The sequence below is a fragment of the Spiroplasma endosymbiont of Cleonymus obscurus genome (assembly GCF_964273375.1).
Taxonomy (GTDB): Bacteria; Bacillota_I; Bacilli_A; order Mycoplasmatales; family VBWQ01; genus Spiroplasma_E.
In genome coordinates, this window is the sequence record NZ_CAXWWA010000002.1 from 275,820 (window position 1) to 294,126 (window position 18,307).

Sequence of the window (18,307 nt, forward strand, 5' to 3'; positions counted from 1 at the left end):
TTTAAGAGGTGCTAAAATGATTGATATAGAAAAAATACGTAATAATTTGGAAAAAACTATTAATAAAATAGAAACAAGGGGCCAAAGTTATAAAAACGAAATAAATAAAATTTTTAATTTAGATTTAGAAATAAGAACTTTAAAAACAAAAAATCAAAAATTAGAAGAAACAAGAAATAAGCAATCTAAACAAATTGGTGAATTATTAAAAAATAAAAAAAATGATCAAATAAAAAAAATTAAAGATGATATGATTATTTTAAAAGAAAAAATTATAAAAAAAAATTTAAAAATTGTAGATTTAGAAGATAAAATATATGAATTACAGTTAGTAATTCCTAATATACCACATTTTTCAGTTCCACAAGGAAACGATGAAACTAATAATCAAGAAGTTAGAAAATGAGGGAAAATTATTAAAAAAAATAGTAAACCACACTGAGAAATTGCTGAAAAGTTAAATATAATTGATTTTTCAAAAGCAACTAAATTAAGTGGTACTAGATTTATTATGTATAAAAATAAAGGTGCTTTATTAGTTAGAGCATTAATGAATTTTATGATTGATTCTCATTTAAAAAATGGTTATTCTGAATTTTTACCACCATTAATTATTAATAAAGAAAACTTATTTGGTACAGGGCAACTTCCTAAATTTAAAGATGATTTATTTCAATTAAATAATGAACAGTATTTAATTCCAACAGCAGAAGTTCCTTTAACAAATATTTATCGTAATGAAATTATTAATTTTTCTGAATTACCAATAAAAATGTGTGCTTATACACCATGTTTTCGTTCAGAAGTGGGTTCTGCTGGTAGAGATACAAGAGGAATAATTAGATTACATCAATTTAATAAAGTAGAATTAGTTCAAATTGTTGATCCTGAAAAATCTTATGATGCCCTTGAAGAGTTAACTAAAAATGCTGAATTAATTTTACAAAAATTAGATATTCCTTATAGAGTTATTAATTTATGTAGTGGTGATATTGGTTTTAGTGCTGCTAAAACTTATGATTTAGAATTATGATTACCTTCTCAAATGTGTTATCGTGAGGTTTCTTCATGTAGTAATTGTGAAGATTTTCAAGCAAGAAGAATGGAAACTAGAGTTAGTCAAGATAATAAGAAAGTAGTTCCACATACACTAAATGGATCGGGATTAGCTATTGATCGAGTTGTTGCAGCAATTTTAGAAAATTTTTATGTTGAAGAAGATAATGTTGTAAATATACCTATTGTTTTACAACCTTATATGAATAATTTAAAAACTATTTAATTTATAATGTTTCACGTGAAACATTATAAATTAAAAAAAATGTATTTTTTTTATAAAAAAATTGTTATAATTAATAATGCCACTGCAACAATTACATTCGAACCGGGTCAGGACCGAAAGGTAGCAGCCATAAGGATTAGGATTGTGTGTGGTGGTTTTATTTTGAAAAATAAAAAAGAGGTTTCTTTAAATGAAAAAAACAAAATTATATGGAAATTGCCTTAAAGCTTGCTAAAAAAGCTGCTATTAATGGTGATGTTCCAATTGGTGCAATTATTGTTGATGAAAATGATAATATTATTGGTAGAGGATTTAACAAAAAGGAAAAAGACAAAGATCCAACTCAACATGTGGAAATTATTGCAATAAAAAAAAGCATGTAAAAAAAATAATAATTGACGTTTATTAAATTGTACTATTTATACAACATTAGAACCATGTTTAATGTGTGTAGGGGCTTTGTTACAAACAAGAATAAAACATATTGTTTTTGCTTTAAAAGATAGTAAGTTTGGATGCGTTGAATCACTCTATAATTTAACATTAGATAAAAGATTTAATCATCGTAGTGAATATACTTATTCTTTAAACTTAGATAGTAAAGAAATGTTACAAAGTTTTTTTGGAGAAATTCGTAATTTATAATAATTGTTTTTATAACAAATTTTATAAAAAATTGTTAGGATAAATATAGGTGATTTAAATGAAACATAAATCTTTTTATAGAAAGTATCGACCAAATTCTTTTTCAGAAATAATTAGTCAGGATAATATTGTAAGAATATTAAAAAATTCTATTTTAAATAATAGTTTTAATCATGCTTATTTATTTTCAGGCTCAAAAGGTACAGGAAAAACATCAACGGCTAAAATATTTGCTAAAGCAATTAACTGTCAAAATAACATTGATGGAGATGCATGTAATACTTGTGAAAATTGTATAAACATTAGTTCAAATAATTGTATTGATATTTTAGAAATTGATGGTGCTTCCAATAATGGTGTTGATGAAATAAGAAGTATTAGAGATAATATTAACTTATTACCGATGAATTTTAAATATAAAGTTTATATTATTGATGAAGTTCATATGTTAACAACTTCTGCTTTTAACGCATTATTAAAAACCTTAGAAGAACCACCACAACATATTATTTTTATTTTAGCAACAACAGAACCATATAAAGTAATTCCAACTATAATTTCTCGTTGTTTATGATTTGAATTTAAAAAAATTAATGTAAATGAAACTAAAAAACATTTTATTGATGTTTTAACAAAAGAAAAAATTAATTTTGAGGTTGAAGCAGTAGAGGAATTAGCAATATTGAGCGAAGGTTCTTTACGTGATGGTTTAAATTATTTAGAAAAAACATTTAATTATGGTAATAATATAACACTTAAAAATGTTGAAAAAATATTTTCTGTTTTATCAACAAAAAATAAAATATTATTTTTAATTAATATATTTAATTGTAATATTGAGCAAGTAATAAAACAATTAACATTATTTGATGAATATACTATTCAATATAAAAAAAATATTATTGATTTTATTTACATTCTTGAAGAAATATTAATTTATGCTATTACTAAAAAAACAGAATTACTTAAAATGATAAATATTCAACAAGTAAATATTTTTTCTGAAGTAGTAAAATCTGATTTACTTTTAATTTTGAATTCATTTAATGACATTTTAATTCAAGAAGATGTTGATGATTTAAAACCAACATTAATACTAAAAATATTAAATTTAATTAAAAATTTTGAGAATAAATATTCATTAAATTATTTAGAAAAAACAAAAATATCTATTATGAATATAGAAAATAAAAGTATAAATTTAAATAGTAAAGATGAAATAACAAAAATTTTTAAAAAAAGCGAAATAGATAAAAATAATGAAGAATTAACTTCAATTTTAGTAAAAGAAGAAAATACTAGTATTAAAGAAAAAGAAATTTTTGATGTACCAACTGTGAAAAATTTAAAAAATGATGAGATAATTGATAAAGCCATTAATTTAATTTTACAAGCTGATAAAAATATTAGAAAAGAAGTTAGTGAAAAGTGAAAAAATATTTCTAAATTTATTAATGATAATAAATTTAGAAACATAACTAAAGTTTATATAAATACTATTATTGCGGCAGCATCTACTAATGGCATTATTATTATTACCAAAAATATTATTCAATCTGATTTAATAAATCAAAGTTTTTTAAGTAAAGAACATAGAGAATTTTTAAATATTTTATTAGAAAATGAATACATGATTTATGCCCTTGATAAAAATCAATGACAGGAAACAAGAAAAAAATATCAAGAGTTACTAACAAAAAAAATATTACCAAAACCAGTAGATATTGTAATATCAAAACCTGTAATTGAGTCATTTACCAATGTAGATAGAGATCCGACTTTAAATTTTATAAAAAAAATATTTACTGAAATTGAAGAAATATAAAAATATGAGGTGAAAAATATGGATATGAAAAGAATGTTAGCACAAGCACAAGCAATTCAAGGAAAGTTAACAAAATTTAAAAAAGAAGAATTTACTTTTTCTGATATTGATGGTTTAGTTAAAATTATTATAACAGGTGGACGTAAACTAGTTTCAATTAATATTGAAGGATTATTAAAAGAAGCAGAAAATGATTATTCAAGTATTAATGATATGCTACAAACAGAACTAAATAAAGCATTAAAACAAATAGATGAAAAAGAAAAAAATATTGCTGGCAAGTTTTAGAAAAGTTTAGTAATTTTAGCATAGAAAGAGGTAGAAAAATGTTATTTATTACCTTTGAAGGGTCAGAAGGTGCAGGTAAAACTACAGTTTTAAAAATGATTAAAGAACAATTAAAACAAGATGGTTTTGATGTTATTATTACGAGAGAACCAGGTGGTAGCAAAATTTCTGAACAAATAAGACAAGTTATTTTAAATAAAGAAAATACATTAATGGATCCATGAACAGAAGTTTTGCTTTATATTGCAGCTAGAAGACAACATTTAATTGAAAAAATTCTGCCAAATAAAAACAGTAATAAAATCATTATTTCTGATCGTTTTTCTGACTCAACTTTAGCATATCAGGGTTATGCTAGAAATTTAGATATTGATAAAATAAATCTTATTCAAAAACTTATTTTTGAAGATTATCAACCTGATTTGACAGTTTTATTTGATATTAAACCAGAAACAGGTTTACAACGAATTTTATTAAGAAAAGGTGAAAAATTAAATAGATTAGATGAAGAAACATTAGAATTTCATCAAAAAGTATATAATGGTTATAAAAAAATTGCTATTAGTAATCCAAATCGCGTTCATACAATAAATGCTAATTTATCGGAAAAAAAAGTTTTTAATAGTGTTTATGAACTAATCATAAATTTAGTTGAAGAAAAAGGTTTTAAAGAAAAAAAAATTAAAATTAGAGGATCTAATAATGAAGGAAAATAATGTAATTTTATTTGAAAATGAAGAATCAGAAAATTTTTCTATTTTTGCAATGGAAAATATTCCACAGGTAATTTTATTGTATTCGAAAAATAAAATATTAAATATAAATGTTAGTAATAAGTTAATAAAAAAAAATGTTTGTAAAAATAATAATCAATTAAAAAAATGTACTGAAGAAAATATGTGTCAAAATTGTTTTAAAATTAAAACTAATAGTTATTTTGATTTTAAAAAATTTGATTTTAGTAAAAATAATATTATGAATAAAAATATTGTTTTAGAAATTATTAATGATTTTTCTAAAACTAATTTAGAAAAAGATGCTAATAAAATTTATTTAATAAATCAAATTGAATTTTCTTCAACTTCAGCCTCAAATGTTATGCTTAAAACTTTAGAAGAATTATCTAAAAATATTTATGTAATTTTTACTACCACTAATATTAATCAAATACTCCCTACTATTAAATCTCGTTGTCAATTGATAAATTGTTCAAAAGAAAATGATATATTTGTTAGTAACGATTATGATGATGAACAATTATTAATTTTAAAAATATTTTCAAATACTACTTTTTTGACAGATGAAAGCAGTAAACTTAAATTAAAAAAATATATTGAAATTATTAAACAATTTATTATTAATGATAATGATAAAAAAGTTAACAATCAACTTTTGAATAAAAAAATAATTAGTTTAAAAGAAGAAATTATTTACTTTTTTAGATTTTTTAATTTAGTAGTTTTTAATAAATTAACTTTTCTTTTATTTAAAAAGTATGATTTTAATAATTTTTTTATTGAAAGTTTAGTTAATTTATGAAAAAATAGTAATTTAAAAAACATAGCCTATATTTTAGAACAAATTTCATTTACAATTACTAAATTAAAATTTAATGTTAACTTAAATTTATTAATAAATTCTTTTCTTATTAAGGTAAGTGATAATTAAACTATGGAAAGTACAAAAAAATTTTAATTTTAAATCAAGATGATAAAAAAAATTAAACTTATTCAAAGAAAAGATATGTTTTGTGTTTCTTTGGATACTATTTTATTAAGTAATTTTATTAAAATAAAACCCAGTACTAAAACAATAATTGATTTTGGAACTAATAATGCTGTTATTCCAATAATTTTAGCGGCAAAATTTCAAGGAAAAGTAATTGGTATTGAAATTCAAGAGCCAGCTGTTGAACTTGCTTTAGAAAATATAAAACTTAATAATTTAGAAAAAAAAGAATTGTCATTGTTCATGAAGACATAAAAATTTATGCTCAAAGAGAAAAAGAAAAAGTTGATTTAATTGTATGTAATCCACCTTTTTTTCCTTTATGAGATAAAAGCAAAGTAAAAGCACAACCTTTAAAAATTCCAGCAAGACATGAAGTATATATTAATTTAGAGGAGATTATTGCTAGCGCAAGTAAATTATTAAAAGACAAAGGGCGATTGGTTATGATAAATAGTGTAGAAAGAATAAACGAAACACTGCTTTTATTAAAAAAATATCAAATTACACCTAAAAAATTACAAATAGTTTATCCTAAAATTAATCAGGCTGCCAATGTTTTTTTAATTGAAGCAGGATTTTTAGCGAAAGAAGGAATGATTGTTTTGCCACCATTGATTTGTCATAATGAAAATAATACTTATATTGATGAAATAGCAAAGTGATATAAATAATCTTAATATAAGTGTAAGGTTAGGTGTTTAAAATGAATATTAATTGATTAAATAAACTTAATAAAAAAATAACTTACTTATTAGCTGTATCAGGTGGTCCAGATAGTATGTTTTTATTAGATAATTTAGTACGTAATGAGTTTAAAATTATTGTTTGTCATGTTAATTATCATAAACGTTGAAGTAGTAATGTTGATGAGCAAATTGTTCGAGAATATTGTACAAATAATAAAATAACTTTAGAAGTAAAAAATATTAAAGAAGAGGAATACAATAAAAAACAAAATTTTCAAAGTCAAGCACGTGTACTTAGATATGATTTTTTTAATGAAATTGCTCAAAAATATCAAGTTTATAATCTTGTTGTAGCACATCATATTTACGATTTACTTGAAACATATATTATTCAAAAACAACGCAAGGCAATAGTTTCTTATTATGGATTAAAATTTAAAACAACATATAAATCTTTATCGGTTTATCGTCCAATGTTAGAATTAAAAAAAGAAGATATTATTGACTATTTAACTTTGTATCATATTAAATATGGATTTGATGAAACAAATGAATTAATTATTTATGAAAGAAATCGAATTAGACAACAACAAATTAATAAACTTACTGATTTTGATATTAATTTAATGTTAAGTGAAATTAAAGAATTAAATAGTGAACAAGAGTTACTGAAAGATGAACTTGAAGTAATTTATAATACCATTATTAATGATGATGTGCTTGCTATTAATGAATTTAAAAAATATGAATTTAAATTACAACAAATGATTATCTATGAATTTTTAAGCCAATATGATGAAGAATTAGTTTTATCTTTAAAAAAGGCTAAAATTAAAGAAATAGTTAGAGTTTTAACTAAATCTAGTAAACCAAATATTACTATTTGTATTTCTGAAAATACTTGAGTTATTAAAGAATATAATTTTGCATATATTAGTGAAAAAAATGAACCAAAACAATTTAGTTATAAAATTTCTAAAATAAATAACTATAATTTTAAGGAAATTACTATTTCTAAAACTGAACCAACAGGTGGTGAATTTCAAGCTTTATATATTAATAAATCAGATTTTCCATTAACAATTAGAACTAATAATGGTGAAGAAGAAATTGAAACACCATTTGGTACAAAAAAAATTAATCGTTTATTTATTGATAATAAAATTCCATATCGTGAACGTCTTATATGACCAGTAATCATAAATTCAAGCGGAAAAGTAGTGGCAATTCCAAAATTATCGGTAAATAAAAACAATATTAGTGAGAAACCTAATTTGTATGTGCTAAAATATTATGGTATTATTTAAGAAAATAAATTAGAAATTAAACGTAGGTGAAAAAATAATGCAAACGCGAATTAAAATTAATTGAATGATTGTTGCACTATTCGTTGCTTTTTTAGTATTTGTTGGAATTTTATTGTGATATTTTTTAAGAGGTAATGCTTTAACTTTAGATCAATTTCAATTAGAAACATTACTTAGAGATGGTAAACTCCCTGGCAATAGTAGTAGTGACACTGTTAGTAAAATTGATGGAGTACAAGTTCAATTTTTTGATCATACTACTTATATTACAGGTTTTTTAGGAATTAATGGTAAGGTAAAACGATTTGAAGCGACAGTTTCTGGAACTGCTACAGGTGGTTTTTATCATGATGTTATTGAAAAATTATTCAGAAAAGATAAAGAGGGTAAAGGCTTTGATATTAACCCCACAATTATTAGTGAATTAGTTCCGTTTTGAAAAACATTTTTAATTAGTATGTTTCCGATATTAGTATTAGTTGGTGGTTCATTTTGATTATTTTCTAAAATGAATAAAATGGGTGCCGGTGGTGGCATGAGTCCTTTTTCAATGGGAAAAAGTCGTGCTAAGATTAGAACATCAGATACTAGATTTACTGATGTTGCTGGTATTAAAGAAGAAAAATTGGAATTAGAAGAAGTTGTTCATTTTTTAAAGTTTCCACAAAAATATGCACAAATGGGTGCAAGAGTGCCAAAAGGAGTTCTTCTTGTAGGACCGCCTGGTACTGGTAAGACTTTATTAGCAAAAGCAGTTGCTGGTGAAGCAGGTGTTCCTTTCTTTTCAATTTCTGGTTCTGAATTTGAAGAAGTTTTTGTTGGAGTTGGAGCTTCAAGAATTAGAGAAATGTTTACTACTGCTAAAAAAAGTGCTCCTTGTATTATTTTTATTGATGAAATTGATGCAGTAGGAAGAAAACGTGCCTCAGCTTCAACTGCAACTAATGAACAAACTTTAAACCAATTATTAGTTGAAATGGATGGATTTGAAACTAACTTGGGAGTTATTATTATGGCTGCCACTAACCGTGCTGATGTACTTGATGAAGCGTTATTGCGTCCAGGTAGATTTGATCGTCAAATTTCTTTAAGTTGACCTGATATTAAAGAACGTGAAGCAATTTTACGATTACATGCTCGTAATAAAAATATTTCGCCAAAAGTTAATTTTCAAAGAATAGCAGAGAGAACGCCAGGATTTAGTGGTGCACAATTAGAAAATGTATTAAATGAAGCAACGTTGTTAGCTGTTCGTCATAATAAAACAGTTATTGGTTTAGTAGAAATTGATGAAGCTATTGATAGAGTTGTTGGTGGACCTGCTAAAACTTCAAGAGTAATTACTGATATGGATAAAAAAATAGTATCATATCACGAAGCTGGACATGCTCTTATTGGTTTAAAACTAGAATATGCTTCTAAAGTCCAAAAAGTTACAATAATACCACGTGGACAAGCAGGTGGATATACCATTATGACTCCTAAAGAAGATACTATGTTTTATTCAAAAGTACATTTAAGAGCAACTATTACTGGTTATTTAGGTGGTCGCGCTTCAGAAGAAATTATGTTTGGTAATGCAAATATTACTACTGGTGCTCATGATGATTTAGAAAAAGCAACAAATATTGCCAGAAAAATGATAACTGAATATGGAATGTCATCTGAATTAGGATTAGTTCAATTTGAAAGTCCACGTAATGAGTATTCACCTTTTGCAGCAAATAAGTTTTCTGATGATATTGCATCTAAAATTGATGGAGAAATTAAAAAATTATTAGATGTTTGTTATATTGAAGCAGTAGCAACAATTAAAAAACATAAAGATACATTAGAATTAATTGCTAAATCATTAATGACTTTAGAAACAATTACTGCTGAACAAATAGAATATATTGATAAATATAATAAATTACCAATTGAAGTAATAGAAATGCAAAAAGAAATGCAAAAAAATAGTAAAAATCCTTCCAAAGAGGATAATGAATCAAATGATAAAAAGGAAGATAATAATTCAGGGACTGATGATGATACAATATCAGTTGTTCCTAAGAAAAAATAATTAAATTATTATAATAAAAAACAAAACTTACTATTTTAATATTTTCAATAATGTGTAAGTTTTGTTTTATTTTCTTTTTTATTTGGTAAATATAATATAAAAAGTAATAAGGAGAAAAACAATGTTGGAAAAACATGAATTAGTAGAAAAAATATTATTAAGTACTGATGTAATTAATAATAAAATTATTAAACTTGCAAAATCAGTTAATAGTTATTATAAAGATAATAAAGAGCCCATTATTTTAGTAGGGATATTAAGAGGATGTTTACCTTTTTTATCACAATTTATGTTAAATCTTAAGATTGATTGTTTGGTTGATTTTATGTATGTAGAGTCATATTTAGGACAAACAAAGGCGGTAAATAAACCAAAAATAAGAATGGATGTTATTAATAATGTTAAGGGTCGTGATTTATTAATTGTTGAAGATATTATTGATTCAGGTAATTCGTTATTTAAAATTCGTGATCATTTGCAAGAACTTGGAGCAAAATCGGTAAAAATAATTACTCTATTAGATAAGAAATCTAAAAGAATTGCTAAAATTGAAGCTGATTGATATGGTTTTGAAGTTCCTGATCATTTTTTAGTGGGATATGGTCTTGATTACGATGAAAAATTGAGAAACTTACCTTATGTTGGTATTGCTGACCTTAATAAAATTGCAATTTTAGAAAAATGTAAAAAAAGTAGTTAAGTAAATAAGTTTAGAAGTTAATAATAATATTAAAATTTTTATTTTTTAATATAGTTCAAATATAATTAGCATTATTTTATTATGATAAAATTATGCTATTAGCAGTTTTTAAGTTGTATAAGAATATTGGAGTTATAATGAGCAATCTTTTTGTTAATGTTTTAAGAGGAATCAAGAAAAGATTATTACAATATTTAGGTATTATAATACTATTAGTTATTGTAATTTCTACTCTTTCTGCGCTTTATAGTACAGCATCAAGAGCTGAATCAGGTTTTTATACAGTATTAAACAATAGTGGTAAATATGACTATCGTATTAATTTACAATTATTAAATAATTATAAAGATACTGCTACTGCAACATCAAGAATCCAAACAATTATCAAAAAACAATTTAAAGATCATCCACAAGAACGAGAAATTGATGAACAGATAGATGAAATTAAAGAAAATAATCTTAGAAATAATAGTTTTCCTACCCTTCCTTCGGGAATAGATATTAATAAAGATTTTGAAAATTATTTGTTAAACTGGGGATTAAGTTATCAAGGAATATTATTTAATGATATTTTAGAAAACGAAGTTAAAGATGATGAAATTTATAATTTGCAACATTATGAATTTGCTAAATCATTTTTTAAAACTTTTGATTATGAAAACGTTATTTCTCTTAAAAAAATTTATTATTCATTAGAAAATGGATTTTATACTTCAGAAAAAAGTGAATCTTTTGATTTTGCTCCAAAAAGAAATAATATTAATGAAGTTTATATTTCCGAAGGTATTAAACCTATTAATCCATTAGAAATAGTGATCAATCCTGAATTTGCACGTATTAATAATATTAAATTAAATGATTATATAACAGTTATTGATAAAGTTGAAAAGTTAAAGGTTGTTGGTTTTGGCTATGCTTATTGGGGAATTACTGGTAGTCGTACTGCAACAAATCCTAATCCGACATCTGAAAATACAAGTCCTGTTTATATGTCAAATCAATGGTTTAATAATTTAATAAAAGATTCTACATTTAGAACTAATTTAAATAATATATTTTTATTAAAAGTTAACAATAACGATAGTTATTTTGTTAGTAAGTTAGAAGAACTTTTAATTAAAACTTTTAGTTTTAGTTTTGGTTCAATTATTAGCAGTGATAGTGAAGATATTCGTTCAGGACAAATTTTAGAGAGTTTTAAAATGGAAAATATAATGTTTACGGCAATTACTCTTGTAGTATTATTAGTTATTATTTTTATCATTATGTCATATGTTAGAAAAGAAATTGATTTACAAAAACCACAGATAGGATTATTAAAAGCTCTTGGTTATAGTAATTTTCAAATTGCTATTAGTTTTGTAATTTTAATATTTTTGATAACATTCATTTCTAGTATTATTGGTTTAGGTATTGGTCTAGGATTACAAATATGATTTAATTCGTTAAATAACATTGGGTTTTTTATGCCATTACCAATACTATTTTTTAGTTGGATAGTATTTATTGTAAGTTTAATAATTATTCCTATTATTTTTATAGTAATTAGTTATATGCAATCGGAAACAAAATTACGCGTTAGTCCATTATTATTAATTTATGATAGACCAAGTAATTCAAGTTCTAAACTAATTTCGGTTTTAAAATACCCCTTTCGTTATTGACCATTTAAACAACGTTTAGCAATTGCTTTCACTCTAAAATCGGTTGGAAAACTATTTTTAGTATTTTTTACTTTTATTTTTGTTAGTTTTTTATTACTATTTCAAAGTTCAGCTACTGATTTATTTGATAATAAAATAAACAATTTATATGGATATTACAATAAAGATGTTAAATGAAATACATCAACTTCATCAATGTATACATATACTAATGATTCTAATTTAAGTATTGATAAGCAGGTTTTTGATTGAGTTTCAGAAAAAGATATTGTGAAAGATAAAGAAACCGGTACTAATAAATATCATCAATGAGTAGCTGATGATTTTCATATTGATAATGATAGTAAAGCTAAAAAAATTGAAAGTGTTATTATTAATAATAATTTTAAAGATTATTTTATGAATAGCGAAGAAATTAATATCCTTTATCAAAAAACTAAGACTAAATCTGATTGTGAAGATTTTATTAATCCAAAAAAGATACTACCTGAACCATTAATGGAAATTATTTGTCAAAATATTCATCAAATATTTAATTATATTTCAACAAATACAGGTATTAATCCAGAAATAAACCCGTTGCCTGGTATTAGTTTAGGTTTAAATATTTATAATAATAAGTATTATCCAACTATTGAAATAAATTTAAGACCTCCTAATGAATGAAAAGGACATAATCAAGGCCGCATGCTCACAAAAAAAAATAAAGCAACAGGACTTTATAATGATCCATATCAAGATTTAGTTTGAAAAAATTGATTTAACTTTAAAGAAGCAAAAAATCGTGATATTGATCCTATTTTTAATAATTCTCATAATTTACAAGCACAAAAAGTTACTTATACTGATAATCAAGGACAAAATATAACAACTACAGCTTATATTTTACCAGCAGTTATTTCAAAAACATTATCAATTTTAAATGATTATAAAATTGATGATCACTTTTTAATGTTAGCAAGTTGATATAATTATACAATTCCAGTAATTTATCAAGTTAAAGGAATTATTGAAAATAATTTAGACAATTCGAATGTTTATATTAATCTTGATGATTTACGAACATCTATTGGATTAATAAAACCTTCCCCGTCAGAAGATCCAAAACCAATATCAGATTCTTTTAATCATTGATTATCTAAAGAGAGCAATATTTTTCCATTAAATTATATAAATATTTTGCAACCATCTGCAGAATATACTAAAGAACAAATATTAGCAAAAAATTTAGAACCTATTAATAAAATACCTTTTATTAATGATTTAGTTAAAAGATTATTAGTTGAAATATTTGATGGAATTAGAACAATTATAAATATTACAAAAATTTTAACATTATTTGCTGTAGCTTTTGTATTGGTAATTATTGTTAATATGATTTTAGATAATAATTTATTAATTATTGCAATGATGAAATCTTTGGGTTATCGTGTAAATGAAATTAACAGATTGATTATTGGCTCCTATATTATTGCTTTATTGGTTGCTTTTATTTTAGGTACTATTATTTCTTATGTTGTGTGAAATATTATTACTTTAATTATTGCAACTAAAGCAGGCGTTGTTTTTAATGTGGCTGCTAATCTAGTTACAATTTTATCTTGTTTTGGAATGGTATTTTTAATAATGGTTATTGGCTATGCTGTTGGGTTATATTTAATTAAATACAAACCAGTAACAGCTTTATTACAAGGAAGTTAAAATATTTTTTAAGCATTTCTATATAAATAAGATAAAGTAATTGATAAAATGAGTGTGTTATTTATAAAAGCATGGAATTAAAAAGGAAAAATGATTATGAAAAAAGATAATAAGGAAATTAAAAAAGATGATAAAGACATTGGAAGTAAACAAGTAACTAAAAATAAGTTAGAATCTAGTTTTATAAAGAAGTCAGTATCTAAAACCAAAGGTACAATACCACCAGTAACTCATAAATCTCATGATAAACCAGAATCAAAGGAAGAAATAGAAACTAATAAAGCTAAATTACAAGCTTTTAAAGATAATCAAAAAGCAATTAAAAAATTAACAAAAACTCATTCAAAAGAAATTTTAGCAGATAAAATTATATCAATGACTAATAATACTCCTGATACTCAAACTAATGTTATTGAATTATTTGATGTTAAAAAATCTTACTTAACTGGAGACTTAGAATATGAAGTATTAAAAGGAGTTAATTTAAAAATTAAATTAGGTGATTTTGTTGTTATCTTAGGACCATTGGGAAGTGGTAAGACAACATTATTAAATATTATTTCGGGATTGGATAAACCTAATACTGGTGATGTTTTTGTGGCCGGATACAAAATTTATCTTTATTAAAAGATAGTCATTTAACTAAATTTAGACGAGATAATGTTGGTTTTATTTTTCAACAATACAATTTATTAACTAACTTAACTGCTCGTGAAAATGCTGAAGTTGGTGAAAATCTTGCTAAAAATAAAAATATGAGTATTGATGATATTTTTCAAGTTATTGAAATGGATGAACATATGAATAAGTTTCCAAGTCAATTATCAGGTGGACAACAACAAAGAGTATTGATTGGTAGAGCACTAGCAAAAAATCCGACAATTTTATTTTGTGATGAGCCAACAGGAGCACTTGATGAGGAAATGGGGCGTAAGGTGTTAGAACCTGTTTAAAATCTTTTCAATAAAATTGAAATAAAGGCAAGAACAACCATTTGTAAGCTAGTATTTAATTTTTTTTCACAATTTTTTCATAATCTTCTGCATTTTTCTAATCATGCAAAACTTCGTTCTACAACTCATCTTTTTGGTAATACTACAAAGAATGTAATTCATTACGTTTTATAACTTCAACATTTGCATTTATAATTGTTTTAATTTTAGAAGCAAATTTTTCACCAGTATAACCAGCATCTACTAGTATTTTTTGAACTGCAGAAAGATTCTCTTTTTCATTTTCAATCATTATTATAGCACTGTTACGATCTGTTTTTTCTGCTGTGGTTATGTAAATTGCATGTGGTAAACCTTGAGAATCAACAGCAATATGACGCTTTATTCCTGAAATCTTTTTACCAGCATCATAACCTTTGTTTTTAGTAGTATCTGTATTTTTAACACTTTGTGAATCAATTATACAAAAACTAGTTTGTTCTTTTCTACCATTATTGATACGAAATGCCATGACTAATTTTTTTTAAAACTAATTGTAATACACTAGGTTCTTTACCATTATTTTTACTTCAAACTTGAAAATAATAATATACAATTTGTCATTTTGGAAAATCTTTTGGTAACATTCTTCATTGACAACCACTTTTTAATACATATAAAACTGCACAAAATACTTCATATAAATCTAAGCTTCTTGGTTTAGTTCTCTTTTTAGTATTTTCTAAAATTGATTTTATATTTTCAAATTGCTCTTTGCTAACATTACTAGGATAATTTTTACGCATATATACCTCTTATCTTAAAATATATAATCATTTTACCCTATTTCTCTAAAAGATTTTAAACAGGTTCTAATAAGACTATATAAGATTTAATTTATTCCGGATTTTTGACAACCGCCCTTAAGGTGAAATTATTAATAATTACTATGTTCATTAATTTTTATTAATATACTTTATCTTATTAATAATTTAAAAACTAAATATTTTCTAAATATTATAATATTTTTATTATAATGTTTTTTATTTTTTTTAATAATTTTATTTTATTCTTTTAAAAAATAACTTCCCTTGATAATTTTGATTAGTTTTATCACTATAGTTTTTGCTTCCAATATATAAATTATTATCTGCAAGTAATAAACTTACTACCGCACCATAATCTTTATTTCAACCAAATACTTCAGTAAAAGTAATACCACCATCAGATGACTTATATAATCCACCTTTAAAAAATTTATTATCAATAACTTGAACTCTACTTCCAACATATAAATCATTATTAACAACAGCTAAACTTCAAATCTCACCATAATTTTTATTATTTCTTCAACCAATAGTTTCTGTTATTTTTTCTCCTTTAAGAGAAAGTTTAAATAGTCTACTTTCATATAGTTGATTTCTACTTCCAATATATAAATCATTACCAAAAACTATTAAACTCCAAACTTCACCATTATTTTGATTTCATTTTTTTAACAATTCTAATATTCCATTAGGCTTAAATATTAATAAATTTCCAGTATATGTACCAGTTTTAGTACCAATATACAAATCATTATCAATAACCGCTAAACTTCTAACTTCACCATATGTTTCAATTCAATCCTTAATTTCTGATACTTTTTTATTAGATTCAATCATAAATAACTTACCATAACAATCAGAAGTTCTTGTTCCAACATATACATTATTACCCATAGCTACTAAACTATAAACTTCTCCTGTTATTTTTGATATTTGTGTCAAAATATTTTGTTCAGGAGAATATCTAAAAAGTTCATTAGCAAAAGTTGCTACATAAACAGTTCCATCATTAGTAACAACTAAACTAGAAATATAACCATTAATACCACTAATTGGTGTTATTATTTTGTCTTTTGTATTACTTGCATTATCTTTAATTTTATATACACCATTACTAGTTCCGACATATAAATCATTATTTATATTTAATAAAGTTGATATTGCACCATAAGATTCAGGTCAATTAAAAATATTTAATTTTTCTTGATATACCCCCTCATTTTGAACTAATATTTCAGAAATTGCTATAATACCCCCGATTAATCCACCAGCCAAAACTGCCCCACCAACCATTCCTACAATAACTTTTCTTTTTCTTTTAATTTCTTTTGGCATAAATTAAAATCTCTCCTTAATTTTATTAAATTTTTTGTAAATTAATTTTACATTATTATTAAAACAAATTATTGATATTCTTATTTTACACATATATAGTGTTTATAATAAAAACACCTCTAATTTATTTAAAGAAATACAAATTTTAAAAAAAAGAAAGTTATATAAATAAAAAAGTAAATTATAAACAAAAATAATATATAAAATTCTAGTAATACTATAATAATAAAAAAATATTAGATAATAGTAATAAAAAAAGAGTCTCAGACTCTTTTTTTATTATATTAACGTTTTGAAAACTGCGGTGCTTTTCTGGCTGCTTTTAAACCATATTTTTTACGTTCTTTTTTACGTGCATCACGAGTTAATAATCCAAATTGTCTTAATAATACTCGATAATCTTCTGACACCTTAACTAAAACATTAGATAAAGCTAAACGTGCTGCACCAGCTTGACCAGTTCTTCCGCCACCTTCAACTTTGATATTAATTTCAAAGTTTTCTAACGTATTAGTTACTTTTAAAGGTAATAACATATCTTGAACTAAGATTTCTTGTTCTAAATATTTTAAAGGCTCAAAACCATTAATTAATATTTTTGATTGACCAGTATTTTTTAAATGAACACGGGCAGTTGACGTTTTACGTCCGCCTGAACTTGAATAAGTTACGGGTTTATTAGATGTTGTCATAAAAGTCTACTCCTCTTGGCCTAATATTAAAACTTCGGGGTTTTGGGCTTGATGTTGATGTTGATCATGGTTATAAACATGAAGATGTGTAAATTGCTTACGACCTAAGGTAGTATTTGGTAGCATACCTTTAATCGCTATCTCTACTAATTCAGAAGCATCATTAGCAATCATACTTTGTGCATTACGTACACGTAATCCACCAGGATATTGTGAATGGTTATAATACTTCTTATCTTGTAATTTATTACCTGTTAATTTAATTTTGTTTGCATTAATAATAATGATATAATCTCCACAATCTAAATGTGGTGTAAATGAAGGTTTATTTTTACCACGCAATATCATTGCAACTTTAGTTGCAAGACGTCCTAAAATTAAACCACTGGCATCAATAACATATCACTTTTTTTCAATGTTACTGAAATTCATTGTTGTTTGACGCATTTTTTTCTCCTTACAGTGTAATTTTTACCGGGACTACATTGCTTAAAGCATTAATAATTATATAGAAACTTATTTAAAAAAACAAGTATTATCAAATAATTATTTTTACACAAAATTATCGATTACAAAATAAATAATTAAAAGTTATAACTAACTCTTATAAAAATATTTATTTTTTAAAAA

The 18,307-nt window shown here is 23.9% G+C and carries 16 protein-coding genes, 1 other RNA gene and 2 pseudogenes; 15 read left to right on the top strand and 4 right to left on the bottom strand.

Annotated features, from left to right (window positions below; genetic code table 4):
- Positions 1–16 precede the first annotated feature (16 nt).
- From serS to ACI2WJ_RS08105, 15 genes and pseudogenes are all read left to right on the top strand, one after another.
- Complete coding sequence (gene serS / locus ACI2WJ_RS02080) at positions 17–1,282, top strand: serine--tRNA ligase (protein ID WP_400254687.1); 1,266 nt, start codon at positions 17–19, stop codon at positions 1,280–1,282.
- 71 nt (positions 1,283–1,353) lie between these two features.
- An RNA gene (gene ffs, locus ACI2WJ_RS02085) (signal recognition particle sRNA small type) lies at positions 1,354–1,448 on the top strand.
- Positions 1,449–1,491: 43 nt separating this feature from the next.
- Positions 1,492–1,665, top strand: coding sequence for a deaminase (locus ACI2WJ_RS02090; protein ID WP_400254688.1), 174 nt, complete (start codon positions 1,492–1,494; stop codon positions 1,663–1,665).
- A gap of 61 nt (positions 1,666–1,726) precedes the next feature.
- Positions 1,727–1,927, top strand: a complete 201-nt coding sequence (locus tag ACI2WJ_RS02095) for a deaminase (protein ID WP_400254689.1) — start codon at positions 1,727–1,729, stop codon at positions 1,925–1,927.
- Between the two features lie 58 nt (positions 1,928–1,985).
- Positions 1,986–3,752: a DNA polymerase III subunit gamma/tau gene (gene dnaX, locus ACI2WJ_RS02100; RefSeq protein WP_400254690.1), complete on the top strand. Its 1,767-nt coding sequence runs from the start codon at positions 1,986–1,988 to the stop codon at positions 3,750–3,752.
- Positions 3,753–3,770: 18 nt separating this feature from the next.
- Positions 3,771–4,040 carry a YbaB/EbfC family nucleoid-associated protein gene (locus ACI2WJ_RS02105; protein ID WP_210368440.1) on the top strand — a complete coding sequence of 90 codons (270 nt, stop codon included), beginning with the start codon at positions 3,771–3,773 and terminating at the stop codon, positions 4,038–4,040.
- 38 nt (positions 4,041–4,078) lie between these two features.
- Positions 4,079–4,756, top strand: coding sequence for a dTMP kinase (gene tmk / locus ACI2WJ_RS02110; protein ID WP_400254691.1), 678 nt, complete (start codon positions 4,079–4,081; stop codon positions 4,754–4,756).
- Complete coding sequence (locus ACI2WJ_RS02115; RefSeq protein ID WP_400254692.1) at positions 4,743–5,708, top strand: hypothetical protein; 966 nt, start codon at positions 4,743–4,745, stop codon at positions 5,706–5,708. The genes tmk and ACI2WJ_RS02115 overlap by 14 nt, the downstream gene beginning before the upstream one ends.
- Before the next feature lie 39 nt (positions 5,709–5,747).
- Positions 5,748–6,023, top strand: coding sequence for a 50S ribosomal protein L11 methyltransferase (locus ACI2WJ_RS02120; protein ID WP_400254693.1), 276 nt, complete (start codon positions 5,748–5,750; stop codon positions 6,021–6,023).
- 191 nt (positions 6,024–6,214) lie between these two features.
- Positions 6,215–6,442 carry a hypothetical protein gene (locus tag ACI2WJ_RS02125; protein WP_400254694.1) on the top strand — a complete coding sequence of 76 codons (228 nt, stop codon included), beginning with the start codon at positions 6,215–6,217 and terminating at the stop codon, positions 6,440–6,442.
- 32 nt (positions 6,443–6,474) lie between these two features.
- Positions 6,475–7,764, top strand: a complete 1,290-nt coding sequence (tilS, locus tag ACI2WJ_RS02130) for a tRNA lysidine(34) synthetase TilS (RefSeq protein ID WP_252319076.1) — start codon at positions 6,475–6,477, stop codon at positions 7,762–7,764.
- Positions 7,765–7,801: 37 nt separating this feature from the next.
- Positions 7,802–9,826, top strand: coding sequence for an ATP-dependent zinc metalloprotease FtsH (gene ftsH / locus ACI2WJ_RS02135; RefSeq protein WP_338958483.1), 2,025 nt, complete (start codon positions 7,802–7,804; stop codon positions 9,824–9,826).
- A 121-nt stretch (positions 9,827–9,947) separates the two neighbouring features.
- Positions 9,948–10,526, top strand: a complete 579-nt coding sequence (gene hpt / locus ACI2WJ_RS02140) for a hypoxanthine phosphoribosyltransferase (protein ID WP_400254695.1) — start codon at positions 9,948–9,950, stop codon at positions 10,524–10,526.
- A gap of 137 nt (positions 10,527–10,663) precedes the next feature.
- Positions 10,664–13,891 carry an ABC transporter permease gene (locus tag ACI2WJ_RS02145; RefSeq protein WP_400254696.1) on the top strand — a complete coding sequence of 1,076 codons (3,228 nt, stop codon included), beginning with the start codon at positions 10,664–10,666 and terminating at the stop codon, positions 13,889–13,891.
- 267 nt (positions 13,892–14,158) lie between these two features.
- Positions 14,159–14,835, top strand: a pseudogene (locus ACI2WJ_RS08105) (ABC transporter ATP-binding protein); the annotation flags it as partial.
- 5 nt (positions 14,836–14,840) lie between these two features.
- On the opposite strand, the pseudogene ACI2WJ_RS02160 reads toward ACI2WJ_RS08105, so the two are convergent.
- The 4 genes and pseudogenes from ACI2WJ_RS02160 to rplM form a co-directional block, all read right to left on the bottom strand.
- A pseudogene (locus ACI2WJ_RS02160) lies at positions 14,841–15,629 on the bottom strand (IS5 family transposase).
- A gap of 255 nt (positions 15,630–15,884) precedes the next feature.
- On the bottom strand, positions 15,885–16,985 hold the full coding sequence (locus tag ACI2WJ_RS02165) for a hypothetical protein (RefSeq protein ID WP_400254698.1): 1,101 nt from the start codon (positions 16,983–16,985) through the stop codon (positions 15,885–15,887).
- A 284-nt stretch (positions 16,986–17,269) separates the two neighbouring features.
- Positions 17,270–17,677 (bottom strand): 30S ribosomal protein S9, encoded by a 408-nt coding sequence (rpsI, locus tag ACI2WJ_RS02170; protein WP_252319874.1) that lies wholly within the window; start codon positions 17,675–17,677, stop codon positions 17,270–17,272.
- Positions 17,678–17,683: 6 nt separating this feature from the next.
- The gene (gene rplM / locus ACI2WJ_RS02175; protein ID WP_400254699.1) at positions 17,684–18,124 is read right to left on the bottom strand and encodes a 50S ribosomal protein L13; all 441 of its coding nucleotides are present in this window, start codon (positions 18,122–18,124) and stop codon (positions 17,684–17,686) included.
- Positions 18,125–18,307: the final 183 nt, after the last annotated feature.